The organism is Acinetobacter sp. DSM 11652, from assembly GCF_900109815.1.
GTDB lineage: Bacteria > Pseudomonadota > Gammaproteobacteria > Pseudomonadales > Moraxellaceae > Acinetobacter.
This window is the reverse complement of record NZ_FOBK01000003.1, coordinates 43,987-69,689: the sequence shown is the minus strand read 5'-3', so window position 1 is coordinate 69,689 and position 25,703 is coordinate 43,987. Positions and strand designations below refer to the sequence as shown.

General features: G+C 38.4%; 19 protein-coding genes, 1 tRNA gene and 1 pseudogene. 12 read left to right on the top strand and 9 right to left on the bottom strand.

Translation table 11 applies throughout. The features are described 5' to 3' along the window. Positions 1-73: 73 nt before the first annotated feature. From BMW42_RS04005 to betT, 4 genes are all read left to right on the top strand, one after another. On the top strand, positions 74-406 hold the full coding sequence (locus BMW42_RS04005; RefSeq protein WP_035265779.1) for a DUF485 domain-containing protein: 333 nt from the start codon (positions 74-76) through the stop codon (positions 404-406). Between the two features lies 1 nt (position 407). After that, positions 408-2,114: a cation acetate symporter gene (locus tag BMW42_RS04000; protein ID WP_092766496.1), complete on the top strand. Its 1,707-nt coding sequence runs from the start codon at positions 408-410 to the stop codon at positions 2,112-2,114. 137 nt (positions 2,115-2,251) lie between these two features. After that, positions 2,252-2,941 (top strand): ion channel, encoded by a 690-nt coding sequence (locus BMW42_RS03995; protein WP_092766495.1) that lies wholly within the window; start codon positions 2,252-2,254, stop codon positions 2,939-2,941. Positions 2,942-3,166: 225 nt separating this feature from the next. Then, positions 3,167-5,137 (top strand): choline BCCT transporter BetT, encoded by a 1,971-nt coding sequence (gene betT, locus BMW42_RS03990; RefSeq protein WP_092766494.1) that lies wholly within the window; start codon positions 3,167-3,169, stop codon positions 5,135-5,137. Positions 5,138-5,200: 63 nt separating this feature from the next. On the opposite strand, the gene omp33-36 is transcribed toward betT, so the two are convergent. After that, positions 5,201-6,136 (bottom strand): porin Omp33-36, encoded by a 936-nt coding sequence (gene omp33-36 / locus BMW42_RS03985; protein WP_092766493.1) that lies wholly within the window; start codon positions 6,134-6,136, stop codon positions 5,201-5,203. Between the two features lie 824 nt (positions 6,137-6,960). Between omp33-36 and blaOXA the strand changes: the two genes are divergently transcribed. Then, complete coding sequence (blaOXA, locus tag BMW42_RS03980; protein ID WP_092766492.1) at positions 6,961-7,854, top strand: class D beta-lactamase; 894 nt, start codon at positions 6,961-6,963, stop codon at positions 7,852-7,854. Between the two features lie 487 nt (positions 7,855-8,341). Then, positions 8,342-10,048: a GGDEF domain-containing protein gene (locus tag BMW42_RS03975; RefSeq protein WP_092766491.1), complete on the top strand. Its 1,707-nt coding sequence runs from the start codon at positions 8,342-8,344 to the stop codon at positions 10,046-10,048. Positions 10,049-10,233: 185 nt separating this feature from the next. On the opposite strand, the gene BMW42_RS03970 is transcribed toward BMW42_RS03975, so the two are convergent. From BMW42_RS03970 to tenA, 4 genes and pseudogenes are all read right to left on the bottom strand, one after another. Then, entirely contained in the window at positions 10,234-11,091 is an 858-nt protein-coding gene (locus tag BMW42_RS03970) for an AbiJ-NTD4 domain-containing protein (protein ID WP_092766490.1), read from the bottom strand. A gap of 149 nt (positions 11,092-11,240) precedes the next feature. Continuing rightward, positions 11,241-14,072: an excinuclease ABC subunit UvrA gene (gene uvrA / locus BMW42_RS03965; RefSeq protein WP_092766489.1), complete on the bottom strand. Its 2,832-nt coding sequence runs from the start codon at positions 14,070-14,072 to the stop codon at positions 11,241-11,243. A gap of 255 nt (positions 14,073-14,327) precedes the next feature. Further along, positions 14,328-14,697 (bottom strand): annotated as a pseudogene (locus tag BMW42_RS03960) (hypothetical protein). 172 nt (positions 14,698-14,869) lie between these two features. Continuing rightward, the gene (gene tenA, locus BMW42_RS03955) at positions 14,870-15,544 is read right to left on the bottom strand and encodes a thiaminase II (protein WP_092766488.1); all 675 of its coding nucleotides are present in this window, start codon (positions 15,542-15,544) and stop codon (positions 14,870-14,872) included. A 317-nt stretch (positions 15,545-15,861) separates the two neighbouring features. Between tenA and BMW42_RS03950 the strand changes: the two genes are divergently transcribed. The 4 genes from BMW42_RS03950 (at position 15,862) to BMW42_RS03935 (ending at position 19,669) form a co-directional block, all read left to right on the top strand. Next, the gene (locus BMW42_RS03950; RefSeq protein WP_092766487.1) at positions 15,862-16,947 is read left to right on the top strand and encodes a DUF475 domain-containing protein; all 1,086 of its coding nucleotides are present in this window, start codon (positions 15,862-15,864) and stop codon (positions 16,945-16,947) included. A 172-nt stretch (positions 16,948-17,119) separates the two neighbouring features. Continuing rightward, positions 17,120-18,484, top strand: coding sequence for an MFS transporter (locus BMW42_RS03945; RefSeq protein WP_035265762.1), 1,365 nt, complete (start codon positions 17,120-17,122; stop codon positions 18,482-18,484). Positions 18,485-18,535: 51 nt separating this feature from the next. Continuing rightward, on the top strand, positions 18,536-19,111 hold the full coding sequence (gene ssb / locus BMW42_RS03940) for a single-stranded DNA-binding protein (protein ID WP_092766486.1): 576 nt from the start codon (positions 18,536-18,538) through the stop codon (positions 19,109-19,111). 153 nt (positions 19,112-19,264) lie between these two features. Beyond that, the gene (locus BMW42_RS03935) at positions 19,265-19,669 is read left to right on the top strand and encodes a hypothetical protein (protein ID WP_143047394.1); all 405 of its coding nucleotides are present in this window, start codon (positions 19,265-19,267) and stop codon (positions 19,667-19,669) included. A 122-nt stretch (positions 19,670-19,791) separates the two neighbouring features. On the opposite strand, the gene BMW42_RS03930 is transcribed toward BMW42_RS03935, so the two are convergent. From BMW42_RS03930 to kynU, 4 genes are all read right to left on the bottom strand, one after another. Further along, on the bottom strand, positions 19,792-20,904 hold the full coding sequence (locus BMW42_RS03930) for a porin (RefSeq protein WP_228143081.1): 1,113 nt from the start codon (positions 20,902-20,904) through the stop codon (positions 19,792-19,794). Positions 20,905-21,017: 113 nt separating this feature from the next. Continuing rightward, positions 21,018-21,770, bottom strand: coding sequence for an alpha/beta hydrolase (locus tag BMW42_RS03925; protein ID WP_092766483.1), 753 nt, complete (start codon positions 21,768-21,770; stop codon positions 21,018-21,020). Positions 21,771-21,784: 14 nt separating this feature from the next. After that, on the bottom strand, positions 21,785-23,185 hold the full coding sequence (locus tag BMW42_RS03920) for an amino acid permease (RefSeq protein WP_092766482.1): 1,401 nt from the start codon (positions 23,183-23,185) through the stop codon (positions 21,785-21,787). 40 nt (positions 23,186-23,225) lie between these two features. Then, the gene (kynU, locus tag BMW42_RS03915) at positions 23,226-24,479 is read right to left on the bottom strand and encodes a kynureninase (RefSeq protein WP_092766481.1); all 1,254 of its coding nucleotides are present in this window, start codon (positions 24,477-24,479) and stop codon (positions 23,226-23,228) included. A 141-nt stretch (positions 24,480-24,620) separates the two neighbouring features. On the opposite strand from kynU, the gene gigD reads away from it, so the two are divergent. Beyond that, complete coding sequence (gene gigD, locus BMW42_RS03910) at positions 24,621-25,073, top strand: Lrp/AsnC family transcriptional regulator GigD (RefSeq protein ID WP_092766480.1); 453 nt, start codon at positions 24,621-24,623, stop codon at positions 25,071-25,073. A gap of 518 nt (positions 25,074-25,591) precedes the next feature. Continuing rightward, positions 25,592-25,668, top strand: a tRNA-Met gene (locus tag BMW42_RS03900). The last annotated feature ends 35 nt before the right edge of the window (positions 25,669-25,703 follow it).

Below are 25,703 nucleotides of genomic sequence, written 5' to 3'. Positions count from 1 at the left end.
TGCTAATTTAAAAATCGGAATAATTTAAATAAAAAAAATGACCTACGGTTGGGTCTCATATGGAGTCTTGTTTATGGATGAGAGACAAGTAGAGCAAATTCTACAGAATCCCAAATTCAAAGAAATGGTCAAAAAGAAAAGCACACTGAGCTGGACATTGACAGGCATTATGCTGTTTGTCTACGTTGGTTTTATGCTTTTAGTTGGCTATAACAAAGAATTTTTATTGTCATCGCTTTCAGGTGGTGTAACCACTTGGGGTATCCCTCTAGGATTAGGCATCATCGTGCTGTCTTTCTTGTTATGTGGTGTGTATTCGTACATTGCCAACAATAAGCTCGATCAATTAAACGAAGAAGCTATGCGCGAAGTTGAAGCCATCACTCACGAGAAGGGACTACACTAAGATGAAATGGAATTCTTTACTCACATTTGCAGGGACTGCAATGTTATCTGGATTGGCATTCGCAGGTCCTGATTTAGGTGCAGCAGAACAACAAGCAACAAATTGGCCTGCGATTATCATGTTCTTGATTTTCGTCGGTGCAACGCTGGGGATTACCAAATGGGCAGCTAAACAAACCACAAACACCAAAGATTTCTATACCGCAGGCGGTGGAATTTCTGGTTTCCAAAATGGTTTAGCCATTGCTGGTGACTATATGTCCGCAGCATCGTTCCTTGGTATTTCTGCGATGGTTTTCCTGTCAGGTTTCGATGGCTTACTCTATTCACTTGGTTTCATGGTAGGTTGGCCTATCGTACTTTTCTTGATAGCAGAGCGTTTGCGTAACTTGGGTAAATACAATTTATCTGACGTTGTATCATTCCGTTTACAAGAAAAACCTGTACGCACACTGGCAGCGTTAAGCTCTCTTGTTGTTGTTGCATTCTACTTGATTGCCCAAATGGTCGGCGCTGGTCAGTTGATCAAGCTTCTGTTTGGCTTGAACTATAACATTGCTGTCGTCATCGTCGGTCTGCTTATGATGGCATACGTTATGTTTGGCGGTATGTTAGCGACAACATGGGTGCAAACCATTAAGGCAGTGATGTTGTTGTCAGGTGCTACCTTCATGGCATTTATGGTGATGAAAGGCGTTGGCTTTAGCTTCACCAATATGTTCGAGCAATCGATTCAAGTCTTCTCTAAAGTACATGATTTAACCTTAGATGATGCAACCAAAATCATGGGACCAGGTAGTCTGGCATCAAACCCAATTGATGCGATTTCTCTTGGTTTAGCATTGATGTTTGGTACAGCTGGTTTACCACATATCCTCATGCGTTTCTTCACAGTAAAAGATGCGAAAGAAGCACGTAAATCAGTTGTTGTTGCAACAGGCTTTATCGGTTACTTCTATCTTTTAACTTTCATCATTGGTTTCGGTGCGATTCTCTATGTATCGAACAACCCACAATTCCTTGATATTGCGAAAATGGCAGTAACTGGCAAGCTAGAGCTTGTTGGTGGTAATAACATGGCTGCGGTTCACTTGTCTGATGCTTTAGGCGGTGACTTGTTCATGGGCTTCATTTCAGCGGTTGCATTTGCCACGATTCTCGCAGTTGTTGCAGGTTTAACGTTGTCAGGTGCTTCAGCAATTTCACATGACTTATATGCGAACGTATTGAAAAAAGGACAAACTACACCTGAATCTGAACTTCGTATGTCTAAAATCGCGACTTTAGGTCTTGCGATCTTTGCGATGATCTTGGGTATCTTGTTCGAGAAACAAAACGTTGCCTTCATGGTAGGTTTAGCATTCTCTGTTGCTGCATGTGCAAACTTCCCAGTGCTTGTACTTTCAATGTTCTGGAAAGGTTTAACAACGCGTGGTGCAGTTGCCGGTGGTGTTGTTGGATTAGTTTTAGCGGTTGTACTCATCGTACTTTCTAAAGCAGTTTGGGTAGATACGCTTGGTATTTCTGATACACCAATTAATCCATATAACGGTCCTGCATTATTTGCGATGCCTTTAGCATTCTTCTTCTGCTGGTTGTTCTCTGTGACAGACAATTCTGCACAAGCGCAAGCAGAACGTAAAGCATTTGATGCACAGTTTGTACGTTCACAAACAGGTATTGGTATTTCTGGTGCGTCAGACCACTAAACCATACTGATCATGATAAAAAGCCCCTTTAAGGGGCTTTTTTTCTTTACCAAATTTCTATTTTAAATGACATACAATTCATCAACTGTCCGCTATGCTTTTATTCAAACAAAACAATAAAAATAGTTGGAGTTGAGATGAATTTAATATGCCGCGCGATACGTGATCTCGTACGTTTACCATCCGCTTGTCTACTGATTTTGCAGCTGCTGATTCTATTCCTCGCAGTGGTATCAAATCATGATTTGGCTTATCGCTCCATGACTTGGATTCTCGGTGCTTTAGTCCTTCTCATTATTGCTAAAGTCATCAAAATGACCCCAATTTTTAGTGCTGTAGGTTTATTTGGGGTATTAGGGGCTCTCATTTTTTCTTTCTTGATTCTGATTGGATACCATCAAGCCTATATTCAAATTACAGCGCATGTATTTGAAGTTATCGCGTATACGACAGCGGCTTATGGTTTGGTTCGATATATGTTCGAAGACCGCTATTTGACCAAAGATGAATTATTTGCGGCAGCAGCTGTTTTTACTTTAATTGCATGGAGCTTCGTATTTTTATATAGCATCTGCCAGCTATATGACCCACTGAGTTTTAGCATAACGCCTGAACAATCTGTTCAACATAGTTGGTTAGATTTGTTGTTTCTCAGTTTTAGTATTCAGTCGGCAACAGGTCTTTCAGATATTATGCCCTTGAGTCCGCTGGCGAGACTGATTGCCATGATTCAAATGTTTAGTGGAGTCATGTATCTGGCTTTGATTGTTTCGCGCTTAATTGCACTGCAATACATTGCTCATTTGCCAAAGCATCAGGATGATTAAAACAGAACGTTACATCTTGCTAACGGCATTCATCTGCAAAATCATGAATAATAAGTACTTAGATCAAAAAATAATCTCCAACCCTCGATATTGAGTCGATTTTCTATTCTGTTTTTGATGAAACTAACTCGGCTTTGTATGAGGTTGAGGATAAATGATCTCAATTCATATAGCGTTTTATCCAGTTTGAAGCGTTTCACCGAAAAATAAATATATAGGGGAATTATGTCTTCTCAGCATCCTTCATGGTATTCAAATGTAAATCCACGTGTTTTTATCAGCACGGTACTCATCATTTTTGTATTTTTGGCCACTGTGGTGTTATCTCCTAATGGTTTTGAATTAGTTACTCAGCAACTGAACCAATGGATTACGGATTCTTTTAGTTGGTTCTATGTTTTAGCAGTTGCCATATTTCTGATCGTGCTGGCTTATATCGCAATTTCTGACTACGGCAAAATCAGGCTCGGTCCAGATCATAGCCAACCGAGTTACAGTAATGGCTCTTGGTTTGCAATGCTCTTTACCGCAGGTATGGGGATTGGCTTGATGTTTTTTGGGGTAGCAGAACCTGTAATGCATTATGTCTCTCCGCCAGTCGGTGATGGAGAAACGGTTATGGCAGCGCAGCAAGCGATGCGAGTGACTTTCTTCCACTGGGGACTTCATGCATGGGGGATCTATGCATTGATTGGATTGTCTTTGGCCTATTTTGCTTATCGACATCAATTGCCTTTAAAAGTGCGTTCTGCGCTGTATCCGATCATTGGAAAAAAAATTCATGGTCCAATGGGGGATGCCGTAGACACATTTGCCACGATTGGAACAGTATTTGGTGTGGCGACAACGTTGGGTTTTGGTGTAACGCAAATTAACTCAGGCTTGAATTATTTATTTGATGTTCCTCAATCAGCAAGTACACAAGTGATACTGATTATTATCGTCAGTGCATTGGCATCATTATCCGTTTTTCTAGGTTTAGAAAAAGGAATTAAACGGTTGTCTGAGCTGAATTTAGTATTGGCATTAAGCTTATTACTCTTTGTATTCTTCACGAGTTCTACCATTTATCTTTTGCAAACCACAATTCAGAACATGGGTCAGTATGTTTCTAATCTCTTTACCATGACATTTAATTTATATGCTTATCAACCCAATGGTTGGATTGGTGGTTGGACGATTATGTATTGGGCATGGTGGATCTCATGGTCACCATTTGTCGGGATGTTTATCGCACGTGTGTCTCACGGAAGAACTATTCGAGAGTTTATCGTTGGAGTTATGTTGATTCCTACTGGATTTACACTCATTTGGATGGGCTTTATGGGGAATGCTGCGCTCTTCAGTATTATGCAAGAAGGCAATGAAGCACTGATGCTAGCAGTACAGAAGGATTCTTCCGTTGCATTATTCGAATTTTTAAATAGCTTACCACTCGCTTCAATGATGAGTGTGGTAGCAACATCGCTGGTTATTTTATTCTTTGTCACTTCAGCGGATTCAGGTGCATTAGTTACAGACTATTTGACGGCTAAAGGTGAAGGTTCACCGACATGGCAACGACTCTTTTGGACTGTGCTTATGGCGGTATTGGCAATTGTATTATTATTGGTCGGTGGGCTCGGTGCTTTACAATCTGCAACCATCATGAGTGCATTGCCATTCTCCGTCATTATGCTCTTTATTTGTTGGGGATTACTCAAAGCCTTAAAAGTAGATTTAATTAAAATGAATGCTCTGCAAGAGGCGAGAATTACACCTCGAGCAATTCATCAACCACGGAGTTGGCAAAAACGCTTAGGATTGATTATGCACTATCCTCATTCTAAGGAAGAGGTTGATGTATTTATTGAATCTCAAGTATATCAAGCATTAGAGCAAGTGCAGAAAGAGTTCAAGAGAAGACAGTTTAAGGTTAGTGTAAATCGATTGGGTGAAGGAATAGAGTTGAGGGTAGATCATCATGACGAGTTGAATTTCGTATATCAAGTGATGTCACAAAGAACAACGCCACCGAGCTTTATGCCAGATACAATGGTGAATGAGCAGGATTATTATCAGGCGGAAGTGTTTTTAAGAGAGGGTGGACAGGCCTATGATGTAATGGACTGGACACAAGAAGACTTAATTCAAGATGTCATTGATCAATACGAAAGACATTTACATTTCTTAAGTGTAATTCGTAGCCCTGAGTAAATAGTGAATGATTAAAAAAGGACGCATTATGCGTCCTTTTTTGATTCTGTATCTAATAATTTATTAGAAACGGAATTTAGCATTTAAGCCAACAGTTTCAGTATCACGGCTAGAACCATTTTCAGCGTTAGCATTTACATAACTTGCACCAACAGCTACAGCTGGAGTGATGAAGTAGTTTACGTTAGCACCGATAGCTGAGCTTGGAGTGCCATTAAAGCTTGATTCAGTATAAGAAACGCCTGCGCTTAACTGTGGATTGAAGTAAAGGTCAGATTTTAATTGGTAAAGTGTATCTTCACCGTATACTAAACCAGCTTCAAAGCCGACAGACATATTTGTATCAGTGATGCCGCCTACATATTTAGTACGAGCTGTGATCGCATCTTGATCTTCAGCAATAGTACCTGTTTCAAGTGCTGAGAATACGCTGCCGTTGTTGATTGCTTTAAAGACATCAAAAGAGTATTGATCAGCAACGCTTGTATAACCTACAGCAACTAAGAAGTTTGGAAGTAACATTGCACCAAGTTCTAAAGCATAACGATCGCCGTTACCATCTGCTAATTTAGCAACTTGTGGGTGGTTTAATGGGTTGTTTGCAGTGAAGTCATTTTTAGCATCAGTTTTTGAGTGGCTATATGACGCGCTTGCATATAAAGGAATAAGTTTAGTTGGGATATAAGCTTCAGCTTTTGCACCATAGTTATGTTGCTGAGCTTCAACTTTCTGATTAGCAGCTTTAATATCAGCAGAATATTCACCGAAGTTATAAGCAACAGAAACATTAGATGCTTGATTTAAGAAAGCCGCTTCAGCTAAAGGACCTTTAGTTGAGTCTACATTCTTGAAGTAGTAAGTACCTTGAACAGAACCAGTATAGTTATCATTGTTCAATGAGTCATCAAAGTATTCAGCAGCGCCTTGTACTTCAACTTGATATGCGTGTGCCCCAGTCATTGCTACTAATAAAGCAGTGGCTAAACTAATTTTTTTCATAATAGTTACCAAATAAATGTCGAATGAATATGCAGTAAATATTGTATTGTAACAATGTATTAAGTCAATGATCTTTAAGGTAATAGTCTGCTGGTCTAAATTTATGTTGTGTGTTATGTCTTGATACAAGAAGATTAAGAACATGAATTTTTGAACATTTTATTCAAAAATAACAATGTGATAAGGAGATTTTCAACGTCGATTAACCTTAAAAAATTGCATCGAAATTATACAAAAAAAAAAGATTATTAGAATCGGATAAAACGTATAAAGAAAATGTTAATTTACATGAAATTTAAGATTTTCGTTTAATTTTAACTCATTTGAAAATAAATAATGTGACTTTTTTCACCTACTTGGTGGTAAAGTGTTAGGTCGATTAGGAATTTCAAGGGGTTGCGATGTTTGCAATTTAAGTTAATTTTCACATAATTACATGCTCCTTAACTAAGTTTTTTTTTATATTTAAATAAATTGAGTTTTGCCTTTTAGATTTACTAAATATTATAGTGGTTATTTCTCTTATATGCCCAGCTTTCCCCAAGGCTGGGTTTTTTATAACTTATATTTATTTGCACTATTATAGTGCATAATCAGGTGTATTCTTTATCAATACTGAGCAAAAAAAAACCTAGTTTTCTATGAAAACTAGGTTTTTTCGCCAAAACTTGAGGGAAATACAGAAATTCTGCTGAGGTATATTTCTATCTCGCCCTAATGTGGGGCATTATGCACCAGCATATTGCACATGTAAATATTATTTTTAAAAAAAGTGTTAAAAATAGACAAAAAAAATTGGAAATAATCTGTCAAAATTGAATTAAATGCATTGGTCAAATTGGAACATTGAATTGAAAGGAATCTACGTTGTTGCACTTGTTTTAACGTCTGTTTTTTTATCTGCCTGCCAGGCCTTAGATCATATTAATCCGAGAACAAAAGCATACGATTTAAAAGACGATTCAATGCTGAATAGCAGTGAATCAAAGAATCAGCATCATATTGAGACCCTATTTAATCAGCAAAATATTCAAGGTGTATTTCTCACCTATGATGGCAAACACGTTAAAACTTACGGTTCTGATCGAACAAGAGCAAAAGAAAATTTTATCCCTGCATCCACTTTTAAAATAGTCAATGCTTTGATTGGATTAGAACATCATAAATCAACTCGGTATGAAGTGTTTAAATGGGATGGAAATAAGCGTTCATTTGATAGTTGGCAACGTGATTTTACGCTTGGTGAGGCCTTACAAGCATCTGTTGTACCTGTGTATCAAGCCTTAGCACACCGTATTGGACCAACATTGATGCAGCAGGAATTAAGTCGAATTCAGTATGGAAATGCAAAAGTCGGGGATGAGATAGATCAATTTTGGTTAAAAGGTCCTCTAGAGATTACACCTGATCAACAAGTTAAATTTGTTTATAGATTGGCACAGTTGTCATTGCCGTTTCGTAGAGATGTACAACAAGATGTAAGAGACATGATGTATGTTGAATCACGTGGTGCGAATAAGTTATATGCCAAAAGTGGTTGGGGAATGGATATTGAGCCTCAGGTGGGCTGGTATGTGGGTTTTGTAGAACAAGCCAGCGGTCAAGTCACTGCCTTTGCATTAAATTTAGAAATGAAAAATGGTGATAAAATTCAGCAACGGAAGGAAATCACTTTAGATATTTTAGATCGACTCGGTTTATTTCATTATTTACGTTAAAAGTCATATAAAAGATAAAAAAAACCCAGCCGATTGGGATGGCTGGGCTGAAAAAGGATGTTCTATATGTGGGAGAAACATCCGAGGGTAGAGCAAAATTCATTAAGCAAATCTGATATGAATCAGTGTCTTTGCGATGTAAGTATTATGGTTTAAAGGATGAAGTTTGTATAATGATTAAATATTATGCGCGTGATCTATTTTTTCGATGCTGATTAAGTGATCAAAATAATCATCTGATTTTAATTCAAAAAAAGTAAATACTGCGAAATATATCACTTGTATATTGGTGGAAAAATAATTTAAATATTAAACAAAAAAATTTACGGCATTACAATAGTGTGATATTTATCACGTTGTTTCTTAAATAAAAACTTGTGCTTTAAGTGCTTTTTAAGCATGGTTATATTGTAAAATATAACCAAGTTCAAAGAAATTTTATAAATCTCACCGCTTCATACGGTCTTTTATTTTAGAGGTAGTTTGGATGTTAAAATCACATTCCGAGCAAATTGGTCGCCGCCTATTTGTGTTCGTGATGATTATCGTCTTATCTATCCTCTGTATTTCAATCCCATTGGTCATTAGCCATTATCGCGAATATCAGAAATCACAAACAGCATTGATTGAAATTGAAAATCTTCGAGCCGTTGCTGCTCTAGCGAATCGTATTTCACGCGAGCGTGGCCCTGCGAACATGGCGATGTCGAGTTCACAAGAAGAGTTTGAAAAAAATAAACAAGCGCTTATTGAGTATCGTGCGGGAGTAGATGAACAAATTAAGGTCTCGATTCATCGATTAGATCAGTCTGGATATGATGGTTTAGAAGAGTACGTCGCTCAATACCTAAATCCAAAATTAGCGGAAGGTCGCAAACAAGTCGATCACTATATTTCGTTGCCATTTGCAGAGCGTACGCCTGAAGCTTTAGATCAAGCTATTCTTACAATGTTTAATGCGTGGGATAGCAGTCATGATTTACTGAAGAAACTGGTAATGCAGTCTAAAAGTAAAGACAGTTCGATGGGGCATTATTACACCATGATTTTGGTGTTGGCAGATTTGCGTGATCAGGCTGGACGTGTTGCTTCAAACGTAACTGCACATGTGACATTTCAGCAGCCGTTACCAAGTGACAATATTGCACGCGCATTACAAACGCAAAAACAAGTGCGCTATTTGTGGGATTTAGTGAATACCATCCAACCAGAACGCCATCGTACAGCTGAATTCGCTCGTTTACACCAAGAAGTGAAAACTCAGTTTATTGATCAAGGTTTACCTATCATCATGCGATTAATTGATGAAAGCCGAAAGGGACAACCTTATTTTTTATCAGGGACTGAATTAAGTGTAGCTGTATCTGGTAAATTCTTAACAGTTATCGATTTACAAGACTATTTGCTCAATAAGAGCGTTGAAATCGCGAAGTCAGAAAAAGACGCGAATCAATTGAACTTCCTACTCACGTTGATAGTCTCTTTAATTTCACTATTGGCTGCTTTATTTACGATGATCTATGTTCAACGTAAAGTTATTTCGCCGCTTATCATGGTGAGAGATAAATTAGTTGAATTATCGTATGCCAATGCTTTGGTCGATAGTAATTTTATTGAAGATCAGCAGAAGCAAGTACATTCATTACACGAAGCGATGCAAAAACTTCAGAAAATGTTGCATCAACGTGATGAGTTTGAATTTGAATTAAAGAATATTGCCAATACTGATAAATTAACAGGTGTTTCAAATCGTTTTGCTTTAGAAGCCTATACCAAACTTATGGAAGCTCAGCCCAATAAGTTTACCCAAACGTGTTTGATGATTGTAGATATTGATTATTTTAAACAGGTTAATGATCAATATGGTCATGTGGCAGGGGATCAGGTCATTCAGCAGGTGGCGAATTGTTTAAGTCATAATGTTCGATCAACCGATTTAGTCGTTCGCTTTGGTGGTGATGAATTTTTGGTGTTGATTGAAAATTTAGACCTTGAACATGGGTTACGTGCTGCAGAAAAGATGCGTAAGGGTATTGGTGATTTACAATTTACAGATGAGCAAGGTCAATCATTTACGGTTTCGATCAGTGTGGGTGTTGCGGTAGGTGCTGATTCTTGGAAAGCCTTATTTGCTAAGGCAGACCAAGCATTATTTAGGGCGAAAGCGCAGGGGCGTAATAGTGTTTCAAGCTAAGATTATGTGAATATTGGCAGTAGTTACGTCCTCAATTGTCAGTTAGGTTTTTTATTAAATTTGCGTAGGAGTTTCCTACTTTTGAAAGCACAAAAGTAGGCAAAATGCTTTTGTTTGATTGAGGATACATCCTTATATCCCAATCAAACGAGCGACATCCATGTCGCTTGTCATGTCATTAAATTTCAGTTTTGATCTTTGGTTTTCTCAATTAAATAGTTAATAAAGTTGGTGCACGCAACGAGCATAAATTTAGCGTCGATATAGGTTAGATTAGATTCTTCTAACATTGCATGGCGAATACCATCGCTATCGGATGTATAGCCATAAAGTTGGCTTAAACTTCCTTTAAGTGCAGGGTGTAAACCGAATTGATCTTCAATAATTTTAAGTGCTTTTCCTAAAGTAGCTTTATCGTCATTGGTCACAATTTTACAAATGGATTCAACAGCACTAATTGATTCTTTAATTGAATTCCGATGGTCAGGATTTTGGCGATCTGACATCAGTTGTAACGCTTGCTTTAAATGTTGTTGAACACCTGAAAATTGATTTGTATTTTCTAAAGCTTCTTCGATGGATTGGATTTCTAAATGAGCACTGATTTCTATAATTTCTAAGTTTATAAGCCGATACGCAGAATTTTCTTCTTCTAATAAGTTGTTAAGTTCATTTTTAATTTTATGGAGAATATCTGCTTCTGGATTAACCTTATGCAACTCAACTATAGTGAACTCCATAAAATCATAAATTTTAAACCAAGAGAGTTTGTTGAAAAAAATTCCTTTTAATTCTTTAATTTTTTCCAAGTTATTTATTGGGATATTGTCTGTTGATTCTTTTAAGAATTTATACCAATAATTTTGAATTAGTTGATCTAAAAAATTATGAGTGTCACGGTTGAATAGAAAAGGTTTACGATAGTTGCTATACAAATGAATATCTAATAAAGACCATAATCTAGTTTTTAATTCATTATCTATAGATTCTCGTTGTATGGCAGATTTTACTTTTGAATAGCCATACCTTTCTGCAAAACCCATTATTACCCCAAATAAAAACGGTGATTAATTCACCGTTTTAGCATAGAAATTGAATATTTAAAAATCCTCCCCCTTGCGGAGCAATGCTCCTCACATTTTTAAAGGAGGGAATTTCCCCCTCTTTAGAAAAGAGGGGTTAGGGGAGATTGTTATTTCAACATTGGCTTCAAGAATCTCGCTGTATGAGAAACCTTATTATTTGCCACTTCTTCAGGCGTACCTTCGGCAATAATCATACCACCACCTGCACCACCTTCAGGACCTAAGTCCACAATCCAGTCGGCAGTTTTAATGACATCTAAATTATGCTCAATCACCACGATGGTATTACCCTTATTGCGTAGCTCATGAAGAATATCTAAAAGTTTGGCAATATCGTGAAAATGTAAACCTGTAGTCGGCTCATCAAGCACATACAGGGTTTTACCTGTATCACGCTTCGCCAACTCACGTGCAAGTTTCACACGCTGTGCTTCACCACCTGAAAGCGTGGTTGCAGACTGACCTAAACGGATATAGCCTAAACCAACTTGATGTAAAGTTTCTAAACGACGATGAATAACAGGAATCGCATCAAAGAAATGCATGGCGTCTTCAACCGTCATCTCTAACACGTCAGAAATGTTTTTGCCTTTATAGCCGACTTCCAATGTTTCACGGTTATAACGCTTGCCGTGGCAGGCATCGCATGGCACATACATATCCGGTAAGAAATGCATCGCCACTTTAATCATGCCGTCGCCTTCACAGGCTTCACAGCGACCACCTTTCACGTTAAACGAGAAACGACCTGCGGCATACCCACGTGCTTTGGCTTCTGGGGTTTGAGCAAAGAGTTCACGAATTGGCGTAAACAAACCTGTATAGGTTGCAGGGTTTGAGCGCGGTGTACGTCCAATTGGGCTTTGGTCAATATCCACGACTTTATCGAGGAATTGTAAGCCATCAATCGAATCAAATTTTTCTGCCGTTAACGTCGTTGCACCATTCAATTGTGTTGCAGCAAGTGGCAATAAAGTACGGTTAATTAAAGTCGATTTACCTGAACCCGATACACCCGTCACACAGGTCATAACACCTAAAGGAATGGTGAGATCAACATTCTTTAAGTTGTGACCACATGCACCCATCAGCTTAATTTGCTCATCAGGTTTAGGTGGTTGTACACGCGTTTTCGGCACCTCAATTTTTAACTTACCTGAAAGGTATTTGCCTGTCAGAGAATCCTCATTGGCTGCCAATTCATCATAAGTCCCCTCGGCAATGACATGACCGCCATGCACACCTGCACCCGGACCAATATCAATAATATGATCCGCTGCGCGAATGGCATCTTCATCATGCTCAACCACTAAAACGGTATTGCCGAGATCACGTAAACGAACCAAAGTCTCAAGCAAACGGTCATTGTCACGTTGATGCAAACCAATCGATGGCTCATCCAGCACATACATCACGCCCATTAAGCCAGCACCAATTTGCGAAGCTAAACGAATACGCTGTGCTTCACCGCCTGATAAGGTTTCGGCTGAACGAGATAGACTTAAATAGTTCAAGCCGACTGATACAAGGAAGTGCAAACGCTCACGAATTTCTTTAAAAATCTTATCGGCAATTTCACCTTTGGCGCCTTCAAGATTGAGATCTTGATAATAGCTTTCAGCATCGCCAATCGACATTTTGGTGATTTCGGCAATGGTTTTGTCTTTGACACGCACATGACGTGAAATTTCATTGAGACGTGAACCGCCACAAGCGTCACATGCAGCATTCGATAAATACTGAGCTAAATCATCACGTACATAGTTTGATTCAGTTTCACGGTAACGACGTTCTAAATGTGGTAAAACCCCTTCGAAAGCCATCACACGGTTATGACGGCGACCACGTTCATCGATATAGCTTAAATCAATTTTTTCTTTGCCTGTACCGTAAAGGAATTTCTTTTTGGTTTCCGCATCAAGTTCATTCCACGGCGTATCAAGAGAAAAGTCGAAATGTGCAGCGACTTTTTCAATCATGCTGTAATAGTATGGACGCTGACGATCCCAACCACGAATTGCCCCTTGGCTAATGCTGACTTCAGGGTTTGGAATGAGTTTGTCAGAACTAAAATGGCTGCGTGTCCCTAAACCATCACAGACTGGGCAAGCACCAAATGGGTTGTTAAAAGAAAACAGACGAGGTTCTAATTCGGCAACGGCACGGTCACATTCAGGACATGAGTGTTTTGCTGAAAACACACGATCAGATTGTTCGCCTTTCATCCATGACAAAATCGCAATATCGCCACCTAAACGCAGTGCGGTTTCAAAACTTTCTGCAATACGGTTGCCTAGGTCATCGCGGACTTTAAAACGATCGACCACGACTTCAATGGTGTGTTTTTTCTTCTTATCCAGTTCAGGCGGTGGATCAATTTCCATGATTTCACCGTCTACACGTGCACGGACGAAACCTTGGCTTTGTAATTGCTCAAATAAATTGGTGTATTCACCTTTGCGCTCACGTACAACAGGAGCAAGTAACAATAAAGCAGTACCTTCTTCAAGTGCTTTAACCGCATCAACCATTTCCGAGACGGTTTGTGCCACCATCGGCAAGTCATGCTCAGGGCAGTAGGGTGTACCCACTCGAGCATACAACAAACGTAAATAGTCATAAATTTCAGTAATCGTACCGACCGTTGAACGTGGGTTATGACTGGTTGATTTCTGCTCGATGGCAATAGCTGGGCTTAAACCTTCAATCGAATCGACTTCAGGTTTTTCCATTTGTGACAGGAATTGGCGTGCATAGGCAGATAAAGATTCCACATAGCGACGTTGACCTTCTGCATATAAGGTGTCGAAAGCCAGTGAAGATTTACCTGAACCTGAAAGTCCCGTAATCACCACGAATTTATCGCGTGGAATATCAAGGTTCACATTTTTTAAGTTATGGGTGCGTGCGCCTCGAATACGGATATGACTTTGGCTCATAAAACATCTCGAAAATATGCTGAGTGAAGGTGATATATGATAGCGATTTAATTTTGTTCAAGCACAAATGAAGAATAAAACACGACAAATTATGTCGGTAAAATTTCATTGAACAGCAAAAGTCCAATGTAAAGTGCTTTGAGAGCTCCTGCAATCTGATTTTAAATAGATGAACAAGACAGAATCAATTCGCAAATTTGATGTCATGATGAGCCATAGGATGTTAAGTATAAGTGAATTTCGGGTGAATATTGATCAGCAAGCACGTGAATAGTGACGTTCGAAAATAGAGTCCACCTGTTCAAAACATATATGTCTTTCAATAGCATGATGTTGACGTGCGTAAAAATTCACTTCTTTTTCTAAGTGTTGAAGAAAATCGTTATATTCCGCTTCGAAATGTTGTAAATCTAGAAAATCAAAACGTATAGAGCTTGAACAAGAGTATTGAGCAATGAAGTCGAGCATCAAATTTTGAATATGATGATTGGTAAAATAAATGAGATATGTGGCAGCAGATCCACAGTGTGTACAGCCTTTTTCTAAATAAACTTTCATTATTTAACCAACAGCATTTTAAAGTGAAATATGCACGGATTGCTTCTGTTCCCAGTGAATGTTGCATAGAAAACCTCAAGTAAATTTTATTTATGATAATGGGAATTATTATCAATAATAATTGTGCTTGAAGTTTGCTTTAAAATCCAGTCTTAAATCCATTTAAATCGAAATGAGCCTGAAAGTCGGCAATGCAGTTTAGATCACCGACCTTTAATTTGGTTATGCAGGTGATAGCATCATGAGTGATCTAGGCTTAACCATTGATGTTGATGATAGGCACTATCCCAGAATAAATATTCGAGTTCAGCTCCCCGTGTGTAAGCTTGATGCATTTTTTCAATGGTATGTTGATCGCTTTCTGCCGCAACACGGTCAATAATTTCAATGACTTTGCGTACTTCTTCGTTGAAATGCTCGCCAGCATAAGTGTCAATCCACGCTTGATAAGGATTATTTGCAATATTACGTTTAAGAATGTCTTTGCCCACTTCCGCATAAATCCAATAGCACGGCAGTAATGAAGCTAAAACGACAGGATAACTCTCTGACCATGCAGTAGCTGTCAGAAATGAGGTGTAATGATGGCAAGCAGCAGTCAAAGGTGTATTTTCAAAATCAGCTTTAGTGATGCCAAATTCGTGCATAAAACCATTGTGCAGTTCACGCTCAACCACAATTGCTTCATTAGCACCTTGCGTAAATTGAATAATGGCATCGGAGTCATATGCTTTAGCACCACAAATAGCCAATGCTCGACCATAGGCAACCAAATAATGCGCATCCTGAATGACGTAGTGGCAAAAAGCTTCTTGATTCAGTGTTCCAAGCGCCAGTTCTTGGTTAAAAGGGAGTGCTAATGTTTTTTGATATAAATCGTAGTTTCGTTGCCAAACGGCTTCTGAAAAACGCATAAATCCATCCTGAATAAAATCATCTCTAGGTATCATCTAAGATCATATCAATTTGTCGTTACAAAACTAGCTTGAGCGATACATCATCTTCAACAAAAAAATCATACGAAGAACTTTGGATAAATTTTGAAAACTCGTCATAATTAGCACAGTTTAATTGAGTGTCTTTTAGCGCTAGAGATCAGACATTCAATTTATAGAATTTTTACAAATCACTAAGCACAGACTTCACTTAATATTCGTCATATAAAAATCCTAAGTTTATGTTTTGTAAAATTTTTATTGATTCACCTCATTTTTTATAAGGTCGCTAGATTATGTGGAAACATTTTGGTTTCTCTATCGTATTCACGATCGTGTGTCTTGCGCTGTCTGCCTATTGGGGTTATACCCATGGTCCAGAAGCTGGCCTCAAGACCATGTTCACCGTACTGACCATCACTGCAATTTTAGCTGTGATGGAGGTTTCACTTTCTTTTGATAATGCTGTCGTCAATGCTTCAGTGCTTCGTCATTGGGATCACTTTTGGAAAATGCTTTTCCTGACTGTGGGTATTCTCATTGCAGTATTTGGTATGCGTTTAATCTTCCCAATTGTGATCGTCGCGGTCACAGCGGATATGGGCATGATGGAAGTTGTCAATTTGGCATTAAATGACCCTAAAGAATATTCGGCACGACTGATGAATCATCATCCTGAAATTGCAGCATTTGGTGGTGCATTCTTATTGATGGTATTCCTTAACTTTTTCTTGGATGATGGTAAAGACACGCATTGGTTCAAATGGATTGAGCGTCGTTTAGCGAAATTGGCATCTGTACCTGCACTATCTGTATTTGTTGCTTTAGTGGCTTTACTGATCATGGCTACTAATGTTGATGAAGCTAAACGCTTAGTCGTGACTATGGCGGGTATTTGGGGCATCGTCATTTATATTGGGGTACAAGTACTGAGCCATTTGCTGGGTGGTGAGCCTGAAATTGATGAAAATGGTAATGCAATTGGTCACGATAGTAATGGTGTGCCAACAGGCGTAGTCAAAGCAGGTATCGGCGGGTTCTTGTATTTAGAAGTATTGGATGCATCATTTAGTTTTGATGGTGTGATTGGTGCTTTTGCCATTACTTCAGATGTTGTGGTGATTATGTTAGGTCTTGCGATTGGTGCTATCTTTGTTCGTTCGATTACCATCTATCTCGTTGAGAAAGGCACTTTAGATGCTTACATCTATTTAGAACATGGTGCGCACTATGCAATTGGTGCATTGGCTTTCATTATGATTGCGAGTGGTACAGGCGTACATGTTCCTGAAGTGGTTACAGGTCTGATTGGTGTAGCATTTATTGTTTGGGCAGTGATTGCATCTATTCAATATAAGAAGCGTCAAGCGCTACAAGGCTAGATGAACACATCGAAAAAAGCACAGCACAAGCTGTGCTTTTTTTGCTTAAGGCCTTTGTTCTAGGGAAAACAGATGGTGTTGATCTTTATTTCAAATAAAATTCATGCCTGTTCATCAGCCGAATATTCTATAATCAAAGTAGACATAGAAATCAAGCGATAACCTAAATTTTATGATGAATGCCTTAGAACGCCGTTCCACATTTGCATTGAGCAGCATTTTTGCATTGCGAATGTTAGGTCTGTTTATGATTGTCCCGGTCTTTTCTGTTGCGGGACAGGCTTATGAATATGCAACACCTGCTTTGATTGGTTTGGCTGTAGGTGTGTATGGTTTGACTCAGGCAATACTACAAATTCCTTTTAGTTTGATTGCAGACCGTTATAGCCGAAAGCCGCTGATCGTATTGGGTTTATTGTTGTTTGCCTTGGGTGGTGCAATCGCAGCAATGTCAGACACAATCTATGGTGTGATTATAGGGCGTGCAATAGCTGGGGGTGGAGCTGTCTCTGCTGTCGTCATGGCGTTATTGGCAGATGTTACGCGTGAAGAAAATCGTATGAAGGCGATGGCAATGATGGGGATGAGTATTGGTCTCTCTTTCGTTATTGCATTTAGTTTAGGGCCATGGTTGACCAGCGTGGTGGGTATTTCAGGCTTATTCTGGGTGACCACACTCATGGGATTACTTGCCATTGCAATGCTATTTCTTGTTCCCAAAACAACACGTCATCATAAAAATTTTCAGCAAGGTTATCTCACTCAGCTAAAACAAGTTTTGAAAATGGGCGATTTAAATCGCTTACATGTTTCTGTGTTTGCTTTGCATTTATTGCTGACGGCGATGTTCATCTATGTGCCTTCTCAATTGATTGACTTTGCAGATATTCCTTTAGCTCAGCATGGTTTGATCTATCTTCCCTTATTGGTAATCAGTTTATTTTTTGCTTTTCCTAGTATCATTCTTGCTGAAAAATATCGAAAAATGCGAGGTATTTTTCTGACTGCGATTGCTGGGATCATCGCCGGTTTGATCGTGATGATTTTTGGATTTGAATCGAAATACATTTTGTTGCTTGGTTTAGGTCTTTTCTTTATTGCCTTTAATGTGATGGAAGCACTACTGCCATCTTGGTTATCGAAGGCAGCACCTATCCAATCCAAAGCGACAGCAATGGGTGTGAATGCCAGTGGTCAATTCTTAGGTGCTTTTTTTGGCGGTATACTGGGTGGGCAATTGCTGATGTTAAATAACACTGCTCTAGGCTGGGGGGTACTGACAGGAATTGCCATTCTTTGGCTGTTGATTAGTTTTGGATTAAAGCAGCCACGTTATTTATCATCACTGATTTTGAGTTTGCCCAAAGTCCAAGAAACAGATGAATGGACTTCTCAGTTACTGGCAATTCGTGGTATTGAAGAGGTCGTGGTGATGACTGATCAACAAGTGGTCTATGTCAAAGTTGATAAGCAGCAGTTAGATGACACTGCGCGACAACATTTAACGCACTTGTTGGGTAAAGAGGTAGCCATTTAATCATAACTCTTATAAAGTAAAACATAGAATCGAATAGGAAGATTAGAGCACATGCGCGGCGTGAATAAAGTTATTTTAGTTGGTACTTTAGGTAAAGATCCTGAGACAAAAACATTTCCCAATGGTGGTTCATTAACGCAGTTTTCAATTGCGACAAGTGAATCTTGGACAGATAAAAACTCAGGTGAACGCAAAGAACAAACAGAATGGCACCGTATCGTCTTACATAATCGTTTAGGTGAAATTGCACAGCAATATTTACGTAAAGGTTCAAAAGTTTATATTGAGGGCTCTTTACGTACCCGTCAGTGGACAGACCAAAATGGTCAAGAACGTTACACGACTGAAATTCGTGGCGAACAAATGCAGATGTTAGATTCTAATAATCGTCAGCAAAGTGAAAATGGTGGTGAAGGTTATAATCAACCACGTTTTAATAACAACCAAGGCGGTGGTTATGGCAACCAAGGTGGTTATAACAATAATAATCAAGGTAGCGGTTATGGTAACCAAGCTGGTTATGGTAATAACAACGTTAACCAAGGCTTCCAAAAGCCACAAAATCAACCAGCGCCGAAGCCAATGGCGACAGCACCATCTGATTTAGATGATGATTTACCGTTCTGAGACACCCTAGAGATATACTTTTGTTAAATTTTAATGTTTTTTATTATTTAACAATGAATTAAATAGTTAAAAACCCTTTGTATAACAAAGGGTTTTTTGTTTTTATGGTGATATAGTAAAACGTTTGTTCATAGTTGAATTAGGGATAGTTGAATGAAAGACGGGATTATATTTTTAACTTGTGTGCTGTGTAGCAGCATGAGCTTAGCACAATCACCACAATGGACCATGTTTGATCGGGATGATGGGGGCTGGTCATATATTGATAAAACGACCATTAAATCACTCGATCAAGCCTCGCATATTTTTGAAATTGACTATAAATATGTGTATGAACATGGCGTACCCTCATTAAACATCAAACCCAAGGGCTACATACAAGCCGTTCATCAAATTGATTGTCAAAATAAAGCCAGAGCCTATGTCAAAAGCCAGCGTTTTACGCCGCAAGGTAAAGCCGTAGATGATAATAATTCATTCGATACGATTTATTTTGAACCCATGTCAATGCAACTTTCTAAAAATATTAAGTTAATTGAAATGTTATGCATTAAATAAAATTTATTAAAGACTTTGTATAACGCTACAACTTATTGAGATTTGATGCGAATCCATGAGTGATCCTTCAAAGCCTTTTTAAATAACAAGGCTTTGAAGGATAGTTAACCTAAAATTAGAATTTACCATTCATAACGTAAACGGAATAAATGCATATCTGGGGTTTGGAACGTATCATGTGTATATAAACGTTCATAATCAAATCCAAAACCATGGTTAAATCTAGCTGCTATACCAACACCGAGATCACGGCGTTTAAACTCTGAGCCACTGGTATATTCAAGTTGATTTCCCATGATATAGGGCTGAATGAATTTGATACCGTATTCTTCAATCTTGAAGTGCTGTCCCGCATAAAATTCAACGCCATAAGCCTCAGTATTCAGCAATGATTGAAGTTGAAAATCGCTCGATTCACTGTAAGCATCAAAATTTGGAACTAGATTTTTATACCAACCAGCGCCAAAGCTAAGCATCCATTTTCCATCAAAATAAAATAATGAACTTGCCCAAATTTCTTGCTTTAAATCATGTTTATCTTGTTGATTGTTCAGACTAGCATCGTTGTACTTCCATGAGGTCGCCCAACTTAAATTTTTATTTAAATGCACATCAACTGCCAATTCGGCACCATTTTTACGTTGATATTGCACATCCGTATCTGCGACCGTCGTACTATCCTTGAACAAATAGCTGGCATATAAGTTTGCTTTATCCGTTTTGAGCTCATAACGTAAAGTTTTATGAGCTGCTTGCGTACCATCTGTATAAGCGACAGGGCTCCACGTTTGGGGCTGAGCCAAGGTTGAGTAATTCCATAGGTCAGTTTTGGCACCTACAATGTCGTAATAAATACTATAGATTTTTCCAAATTTAACGGTACCGTATGCTGAATCACGCAGACCAATATACGCCTGTTCGGTGGTGATGTTTTCATCAGAGGAACGGTAATGACCGTCCCAATCCAGCATCTTGGGAAGATTGATATAGTTTTGATAGCCTGCAATTAAATGCAAACGTTCATTCCATGCATAATCAGCATTGGCATACATACGGCTATTTGAGCTATAACCATCTCTGCGATATTTCTGATTTTCGTTAGATTGATCGTAATGATCGAAATTTAAGGCTTGTAGACGAATACTACCAGACGTGGTGAGTTTTAAACGATCGGATTCACTCACAATTTGCTGTTCATCAATGAGTGTTATCTCGGCAAATGTAAGATTTGACAAAATAAAGGTGCAGGAAAGCAATAGCTTGTAAAAGCATGGTTTTGACATAGTAACATCCGTGTGACTAGATATGAATTAAGCTGGTGATTCAGCTGATTAAAGCTGAGTAGAAATTAGGTGGTCATTATCGATTTAAAATATCGTTCCAAAATGGAATAGTGGTTGGTGTCTGCAAAACTCAAGAGATGCGTGAATTCAGGCTCTAGTTGCTGCCGAAATTGATAATATTTTTGGCTTTGCCATCTCAGTTCTGGTAACTCATCGAGTCCATACACAATCGTACAGGGCTTAGCAAAGTGCGTAGAATGTTCAACTGGACTTAAGTTTTTAATGTCTAGCTCAGATAAATTTAAAGGCTTGTTTAAATGCGTTTCTTGAATCGGTTTTAGGTCATAGATACCACTGAGTAATATCGCTGAACAAATCAAGGGATGATCTAAATTTAAAGCAGCCAAATGGGCACCAGCAGAATGTCCAACCACAATGACATTGGGGCTGATCCAAGTTTGTTTGTGGATATAATCGAGCGCTTTGCGAATTTGTAGATTAATCAGATTTAAACTACTTTGAGGCGCTAAATCATATTCAACCAACACACATTGAGCATTTTGCTTTAAAACAAATTCAGCAACAAAGGCAAAATCCCTTTTTTCACACCATTGCCAATAACCACCATGTATAAAAATAACAGTAGTATTGGTGGCAACAGGTGTGGGGAAAAAATCAAGTGTAGATCTTCGCTGAAAGTCGTACTGTAAATCGGCAATATGATGGTGTTGCTTATAAGTCGCTTGGCTCATTTTTTTAAAATCAGATAAGATCTGATTTTCATCCGTCACAGTTTGCGAGTTGTCATAGAGCATGATTTACAGCTCCTTTACTAGGCTTGTTCATTTTCAGTTAATTGATGCTTTAAGGATGATTTCTTCATTTGATAGAAAATGATTAACATCACGATAAAAGGCACGCCAAACTGGAGAGTTGATTTAAATTCTTGCGTAAACCATGTGGTAAGCGTGATTGCAAGAATGGCAAACAAACCACTAAAGGAAATATAACGACTACCAGGAATGCTGTATTTGAGGTGGATATTATTTTTTGCTAAGTTCTTTCTAAAGAAGTAGTGTGTGGCAAAGATCGCCCCCCAAGTAAATAAAGCTCCAAACATGGACAGTGCAATCATGATTGGAAATGCTGATTCGGGATTAATGCTATATACAATACTCGCCACGGCAATACCTGTTGCCGAAAGTAGCAAGGCATTGATGGGCACCCCATTTTTACGAATTTTACCAAACAGTTTCGGTGCATCTCCTGAACGTGACAAACTGAATAACATACGCGTTGAGATATATAACATGCTGTTCATTGCGGACAGTGCTGCCACAATCACAATGAAGTTTAAAATATGATCAGCAAAAGGAATGCCGACAATTTGCATAACAGACACGAAAGGACTGGTTGCACCTGGTGCTATCAATTGAGTCCATGGAACGAGAGTGACAATTAAACTCAGCGATAGTAAATAAAATAGAAATAAGCGAATCGCAGTGCTTTTGAAAGCGTATTTAACTGCTTTTTCAGGATCATTGGCTTCACCTGCAGCAACCGCGATCATTTCGATACTGAGATAACTAAAAATAGAAATAATGACACCAATCCAAACACCTTTAAATCCATTTGGCATAAAGCCATCATGTGCAGTGAGATTGTGAGTTAGCGCTTGATGAGGATTTGGATCTTGCGTCAAAATACCTATTGCCAACAGAATAAACACAATGATTGCAAACACTTTGATCGTCGAAAACCAATATTCAACTAAGCCAAATGCTTTGACACTATAAGCATTTACTGCGAGAAGTACGGTTGAAAAAAACACGATCCAAATACCTGAACCGACATGAGGAAACCAAAGTTTCATATAGTCAGCCACGGCGGTAATTTCAGTGCCTACAGCCAACACGATACATGCCCAGTAGCTATAACGAACTAAGAAACCAGAAAGTGGGTTGATATAATGTTCAGCGTAAGCACCAAACGAGCCTGAAGTGGGGTGTTGTACAGTCATTTCTGCCAAGCAAGCCATTAGTGCAAAAGCAATTAATCCGCCGATCGCATAGCTTAGAATGACAGCAGGTCCTGCAAAACTAATGGCAAATTTACTACCCATGAATAGACCGGTGCCAATGGCACCGCCTATTGCAATCATGCCCATTTGTTTAGCGGTTAATTTTTTATGTAATCCTGCTTCGCGTGTTTGAATTTTATCGAAGTTACTCATAAGCCCTCCTGGCCATGGTGATGTAAAGTGAGTAACTGAATTAAGTTACTTGACCTCGCACCGAATATTTTTCATTTTTCCATTCTTCATTCAGCATCACTTGTTTAAGATGTTGAACAGCATGCCAAATGTCTTCATGGCTTAGGTACAAAGGTGTGACCCCAAATCTGAGCACGGCTGGCTCTCGGTAATCTCCAATCACACCACGTGCAACAAGCGCTTGGACAATGGCATAACCGTGTTCATGGCAATAACTCACATGACTACCACGCTGTAAATGATCGATTGGTGTAATTAACTCAAAACCAAATTCAGCACATTCCTGTTCAACCAATTGAATAAAGAGATCTGTTAAATTTAGAGATTTTTCTCGGATCTTTTGCATGTCAGTTTTTAAGAACACATCTAAACCACATTCGATCAAACTCATGGACAAAATACTTTGTGTGCCACATAAAAAACGACGAATGCCTTGAGCTGGCTCGTAGTGATCAGCCATATCGAAAGGACGTTGATGACCCCACCATCCTGAAAGAGGTTGCCAAAATTTATTTTGGTGTTTTGCATTTACCCAGATAAGGGCAGGAGAACCTGGTCCACCATTAAGGTATTTATATGTGCAACTTACGGCAAAATCACTTTGGGTCTTGTTTAAATCGATTGGAACAGCGCCTGCAGAGTGGCATAGATCCCAGATGACCAAAGCGTTATATTGATGAATCGTTTGGTTGACTTGTTCCATGTCATAGAAATAGCCTGAGCGGTAATTGATATGTGACAACACCACAACTGCCGTTTGATGGGCTTTCAGAGTGGTTTCTAATTCATCAGGATGTTCGATTAAAACCAGTTGGTAGCCTTTTTGAACAAGGTCAATATAACCTTCAATAATATAGAGGTCAGTCGGGAAGACGTCCTTTTCCGCAATAATCACTTTACGTTCAGGAGCGATTCCAGCTTGGATTTTGACAGCAGCAGAGAGTGCTTTAAATAAGTTGAGTGTGGTTGAATCAGAGATCACCGTTTCGCCTGGATTTGCCCCAATGAGCTGAGCCACCTTATCACCTAACCGAGTCGATAATCCCCACCAATCCGCTTTGTTCCAGCTATTGATGAGATCTTCCCCCCACTCTTGGCTCACCACTTCTTGAGCACGTGTTAAAGCAGATTTAGGGCGTGCACCAAGGGAATTTCCATCTAGATAGATAGTATTCTCAGGTAAAGCAAATTCATTTTTTAAATGTTTCAGTTCGTCTTCAGCATCCCATGCTTTGCATTGATCTAAGGTAATCATTTTTATCCTAACTCGGTCCGTGTTATTTCATTCGATTTTATCACGGCATTTTTTCATATTTATCCGATAATTATGCTTGAAATTGCATGAAAACTGGATAGTATTCGAATTAAATATAAAAAATCAGGATGATATTTAGGAATGAATTTAGACCTCATTGATCATAAAATTTTAAGACTATTACAACAAAATGCACGACTAAGTCATCAAGAATTGGCAGATTTAGTGAATCTTTCTGCTTCAGCATGTCATCGACGTGTCAAAATTTTAGAAAACAATGGAGTCATCGAAAAATACCAAGCAAAAATTAATTATGAAAAATTGGGTATTCAAGTTGAGGCGATTGTCGAGATTAAACTCAATCAGCTGACCGAATCAGATCATCAGCACTTTCTGAGTCAGATTCGTAATTTTGATGAAGTGATCAATGCTTTTATCATTACAGGGGATTCGAATTACGTTCTCTTTGTGGCCACCAAAGATTTAAATGGGTTTTCCCAGTTTATTATTAATAAGTTAAACAAAATTAAAGGCATAGCCAACATTAATTCTAAAATTATTCTTGAAAAAGTGATCGAGAAGACCTTCATGTGATCATTAATTTTTTTTGAAAAAAAAGTGAATCCGTATTTTAAAATCAACCTCGAATTGATTTTACAAGCGATATTTTTTTTATGAGTTAAAACACATAAAACTGCTATTATGGTCCATCTTTTTTTTAAAATAATTCTATGAACGAACATTACAAATATATATACACTAAATTTAGTTTTTTTGGTTCATTACCTACATATAAGGTGTTTCTGAATGAACAAAATAAGATCGTAAAATGGGTCTTTGCTGATAACTCTTTTATCTATGGGTATATATCTGATTGGGCATTGAATCATTCTGGTTTAGATGTGGGAAAGGCTACTTGGGCTGAAGAGTCGACATTATTACTAAATAATGAAAAATTTAAACTCAATTTGTATAGGTCTTTACATCAAAAATTTAAAACAGAATTATCTGAATAATTTATCTAGTAACGATAATGATTTTATAGTTTTTGATAAAAATAAATTATTTAGATTGCTATATATCTCAAACTAGCGTACAAATGCACTTGTTGATGCGGGATGGAGCAGTCTGGTAGCTCGTCGGGCTCATAACCCGAAGGTCGTTGGTTCAAATCCAGCTCCCGCTACCAATTAAAAACTAATTTAAAAGTTTACAACCTAATTG

What these genes read in the sequence shown, in the direction of transcription:
- ssb (WP_092766486.1), top strand. Translation starts at nt 18,536, where the DNA reads ATGCGCGGCGTGAATAAAGTTATTTTAGTTGGTACTTTAGGTAAAGAT.
- betT (WP_092766494.1), top strand. Translation starts at nt 3,167, where the DNA reads ATGTCTTCTCAGCATCCTTCATGGTATTCAAATGTAAATCCACGTGTT.
- BMW42_RS03950 (WP_092766487.1), top strand. Translation starts at nt 15,862, where the DNA reads ATGTGGAAACATTTTGGTTTCTCTATCGTATTCACGATCGTGTGTCTT.
- BMW42_RS03995 (WP_092766495.1), top strand. Translation starts at nt 2,252, where the DNA reads ATGAATTTAATATGCCGCGCGATACGTGATCTCGTACGTTTACCATCC.
- kynU (WP_092766481.1), bottom strand. Translation starts at nt 24,479, where the DNA reads ATGATTACCTTAGATCAATGCAAAGCATGGGATGCTGAAGACGAACTG.
- BMW42_RS03975 (WP_092766491.1), top strand. Translation starts at nt 8,342, where the DNA reads ATGTTAAAATCACATTCCGAGCAAATTGGTCGCCGCCTATTTGTGTTC.
- BMW42_RS04005 (WP_035265779.1), top strand. Translation starts at nt 74, where the DNA reads ATGGATGAGAGACAAGTAGAGCAAATTCTACAGAATCCCAAATTCAAA.
- tenA (WP_092766488.1), bottom strand. Translation starts at nt 15,544, where the DNA reads ATGCGTTTTTCAGAAGCCGTTTGGCAACGAAACTACGATTTATATCAA.
- blaOXA (WP_092766492.1), top strand. Translation starts at nt 6,961, where the DNA reads ATGCATTGGTCAAATTGGAACATTGAATTGAAAGGAATCTACGTTGTT.
- BMW42_RS03945 (WP_035265762.1), top strand. Translation starts at nt 17,120, where the DNA reads ATGATGAATGCCTTAGAACGCCGTTCCACATTTGCATTGAGCAGCATT.
- BMW42_RS03935 (WP_143047394.1), top strand. Translation starts at nt 19,265, where the DNA reads ATGAAAGACGGGATTATATTTTTAACTTGTGTGCTGTGTAGCAGCATG.
- omp33-36 (WP_092766493.1), bottom strand. Translation starts at nt 6,136, where the DNA reads ATGAAAAAAATTAGTTTAGCCACTGCTTTATTAGTAGCAATGACTGGG.
- gigD (WP_092766480.1), top strand. Translation starts at nt 24,621, where the DNA reads ATGAATTTAGACCTCATTGATCATAAAATTTTAAGACTATTACAACAA.
- BMW42_RS03920 (WP_092766482.1), bottom strand. Translation starts at nt 23,185, where the DNA reads ATGAGTAACTTCGATAAAATTCAAACACGCGAAGCAGGATTACATAAA.
- BMW42_RS03970 (WP_092766490.1), bottom strand. Translation starts at nt 11,091, where the DNA reads ATGGGTTTTGCAGAAAGGTATGGCTATTCAAAAGTAAAATCTGCCATA.
- BMW42_RS04000 (WP_092766496.1), top strand. Translation starts at nt 408, where the DNA reads ATGAAATGGAATTCTTTACTCACATTTGCAGGGACTGCAATGTTATCT.
- uvrA (WP_092766489.1), bottom strand. Translation starts at nt 14,072, where the DNA reads ATGAGCCAAAGTCATATCCGTATTCGAGGCGCACGCACCCATAACTTA.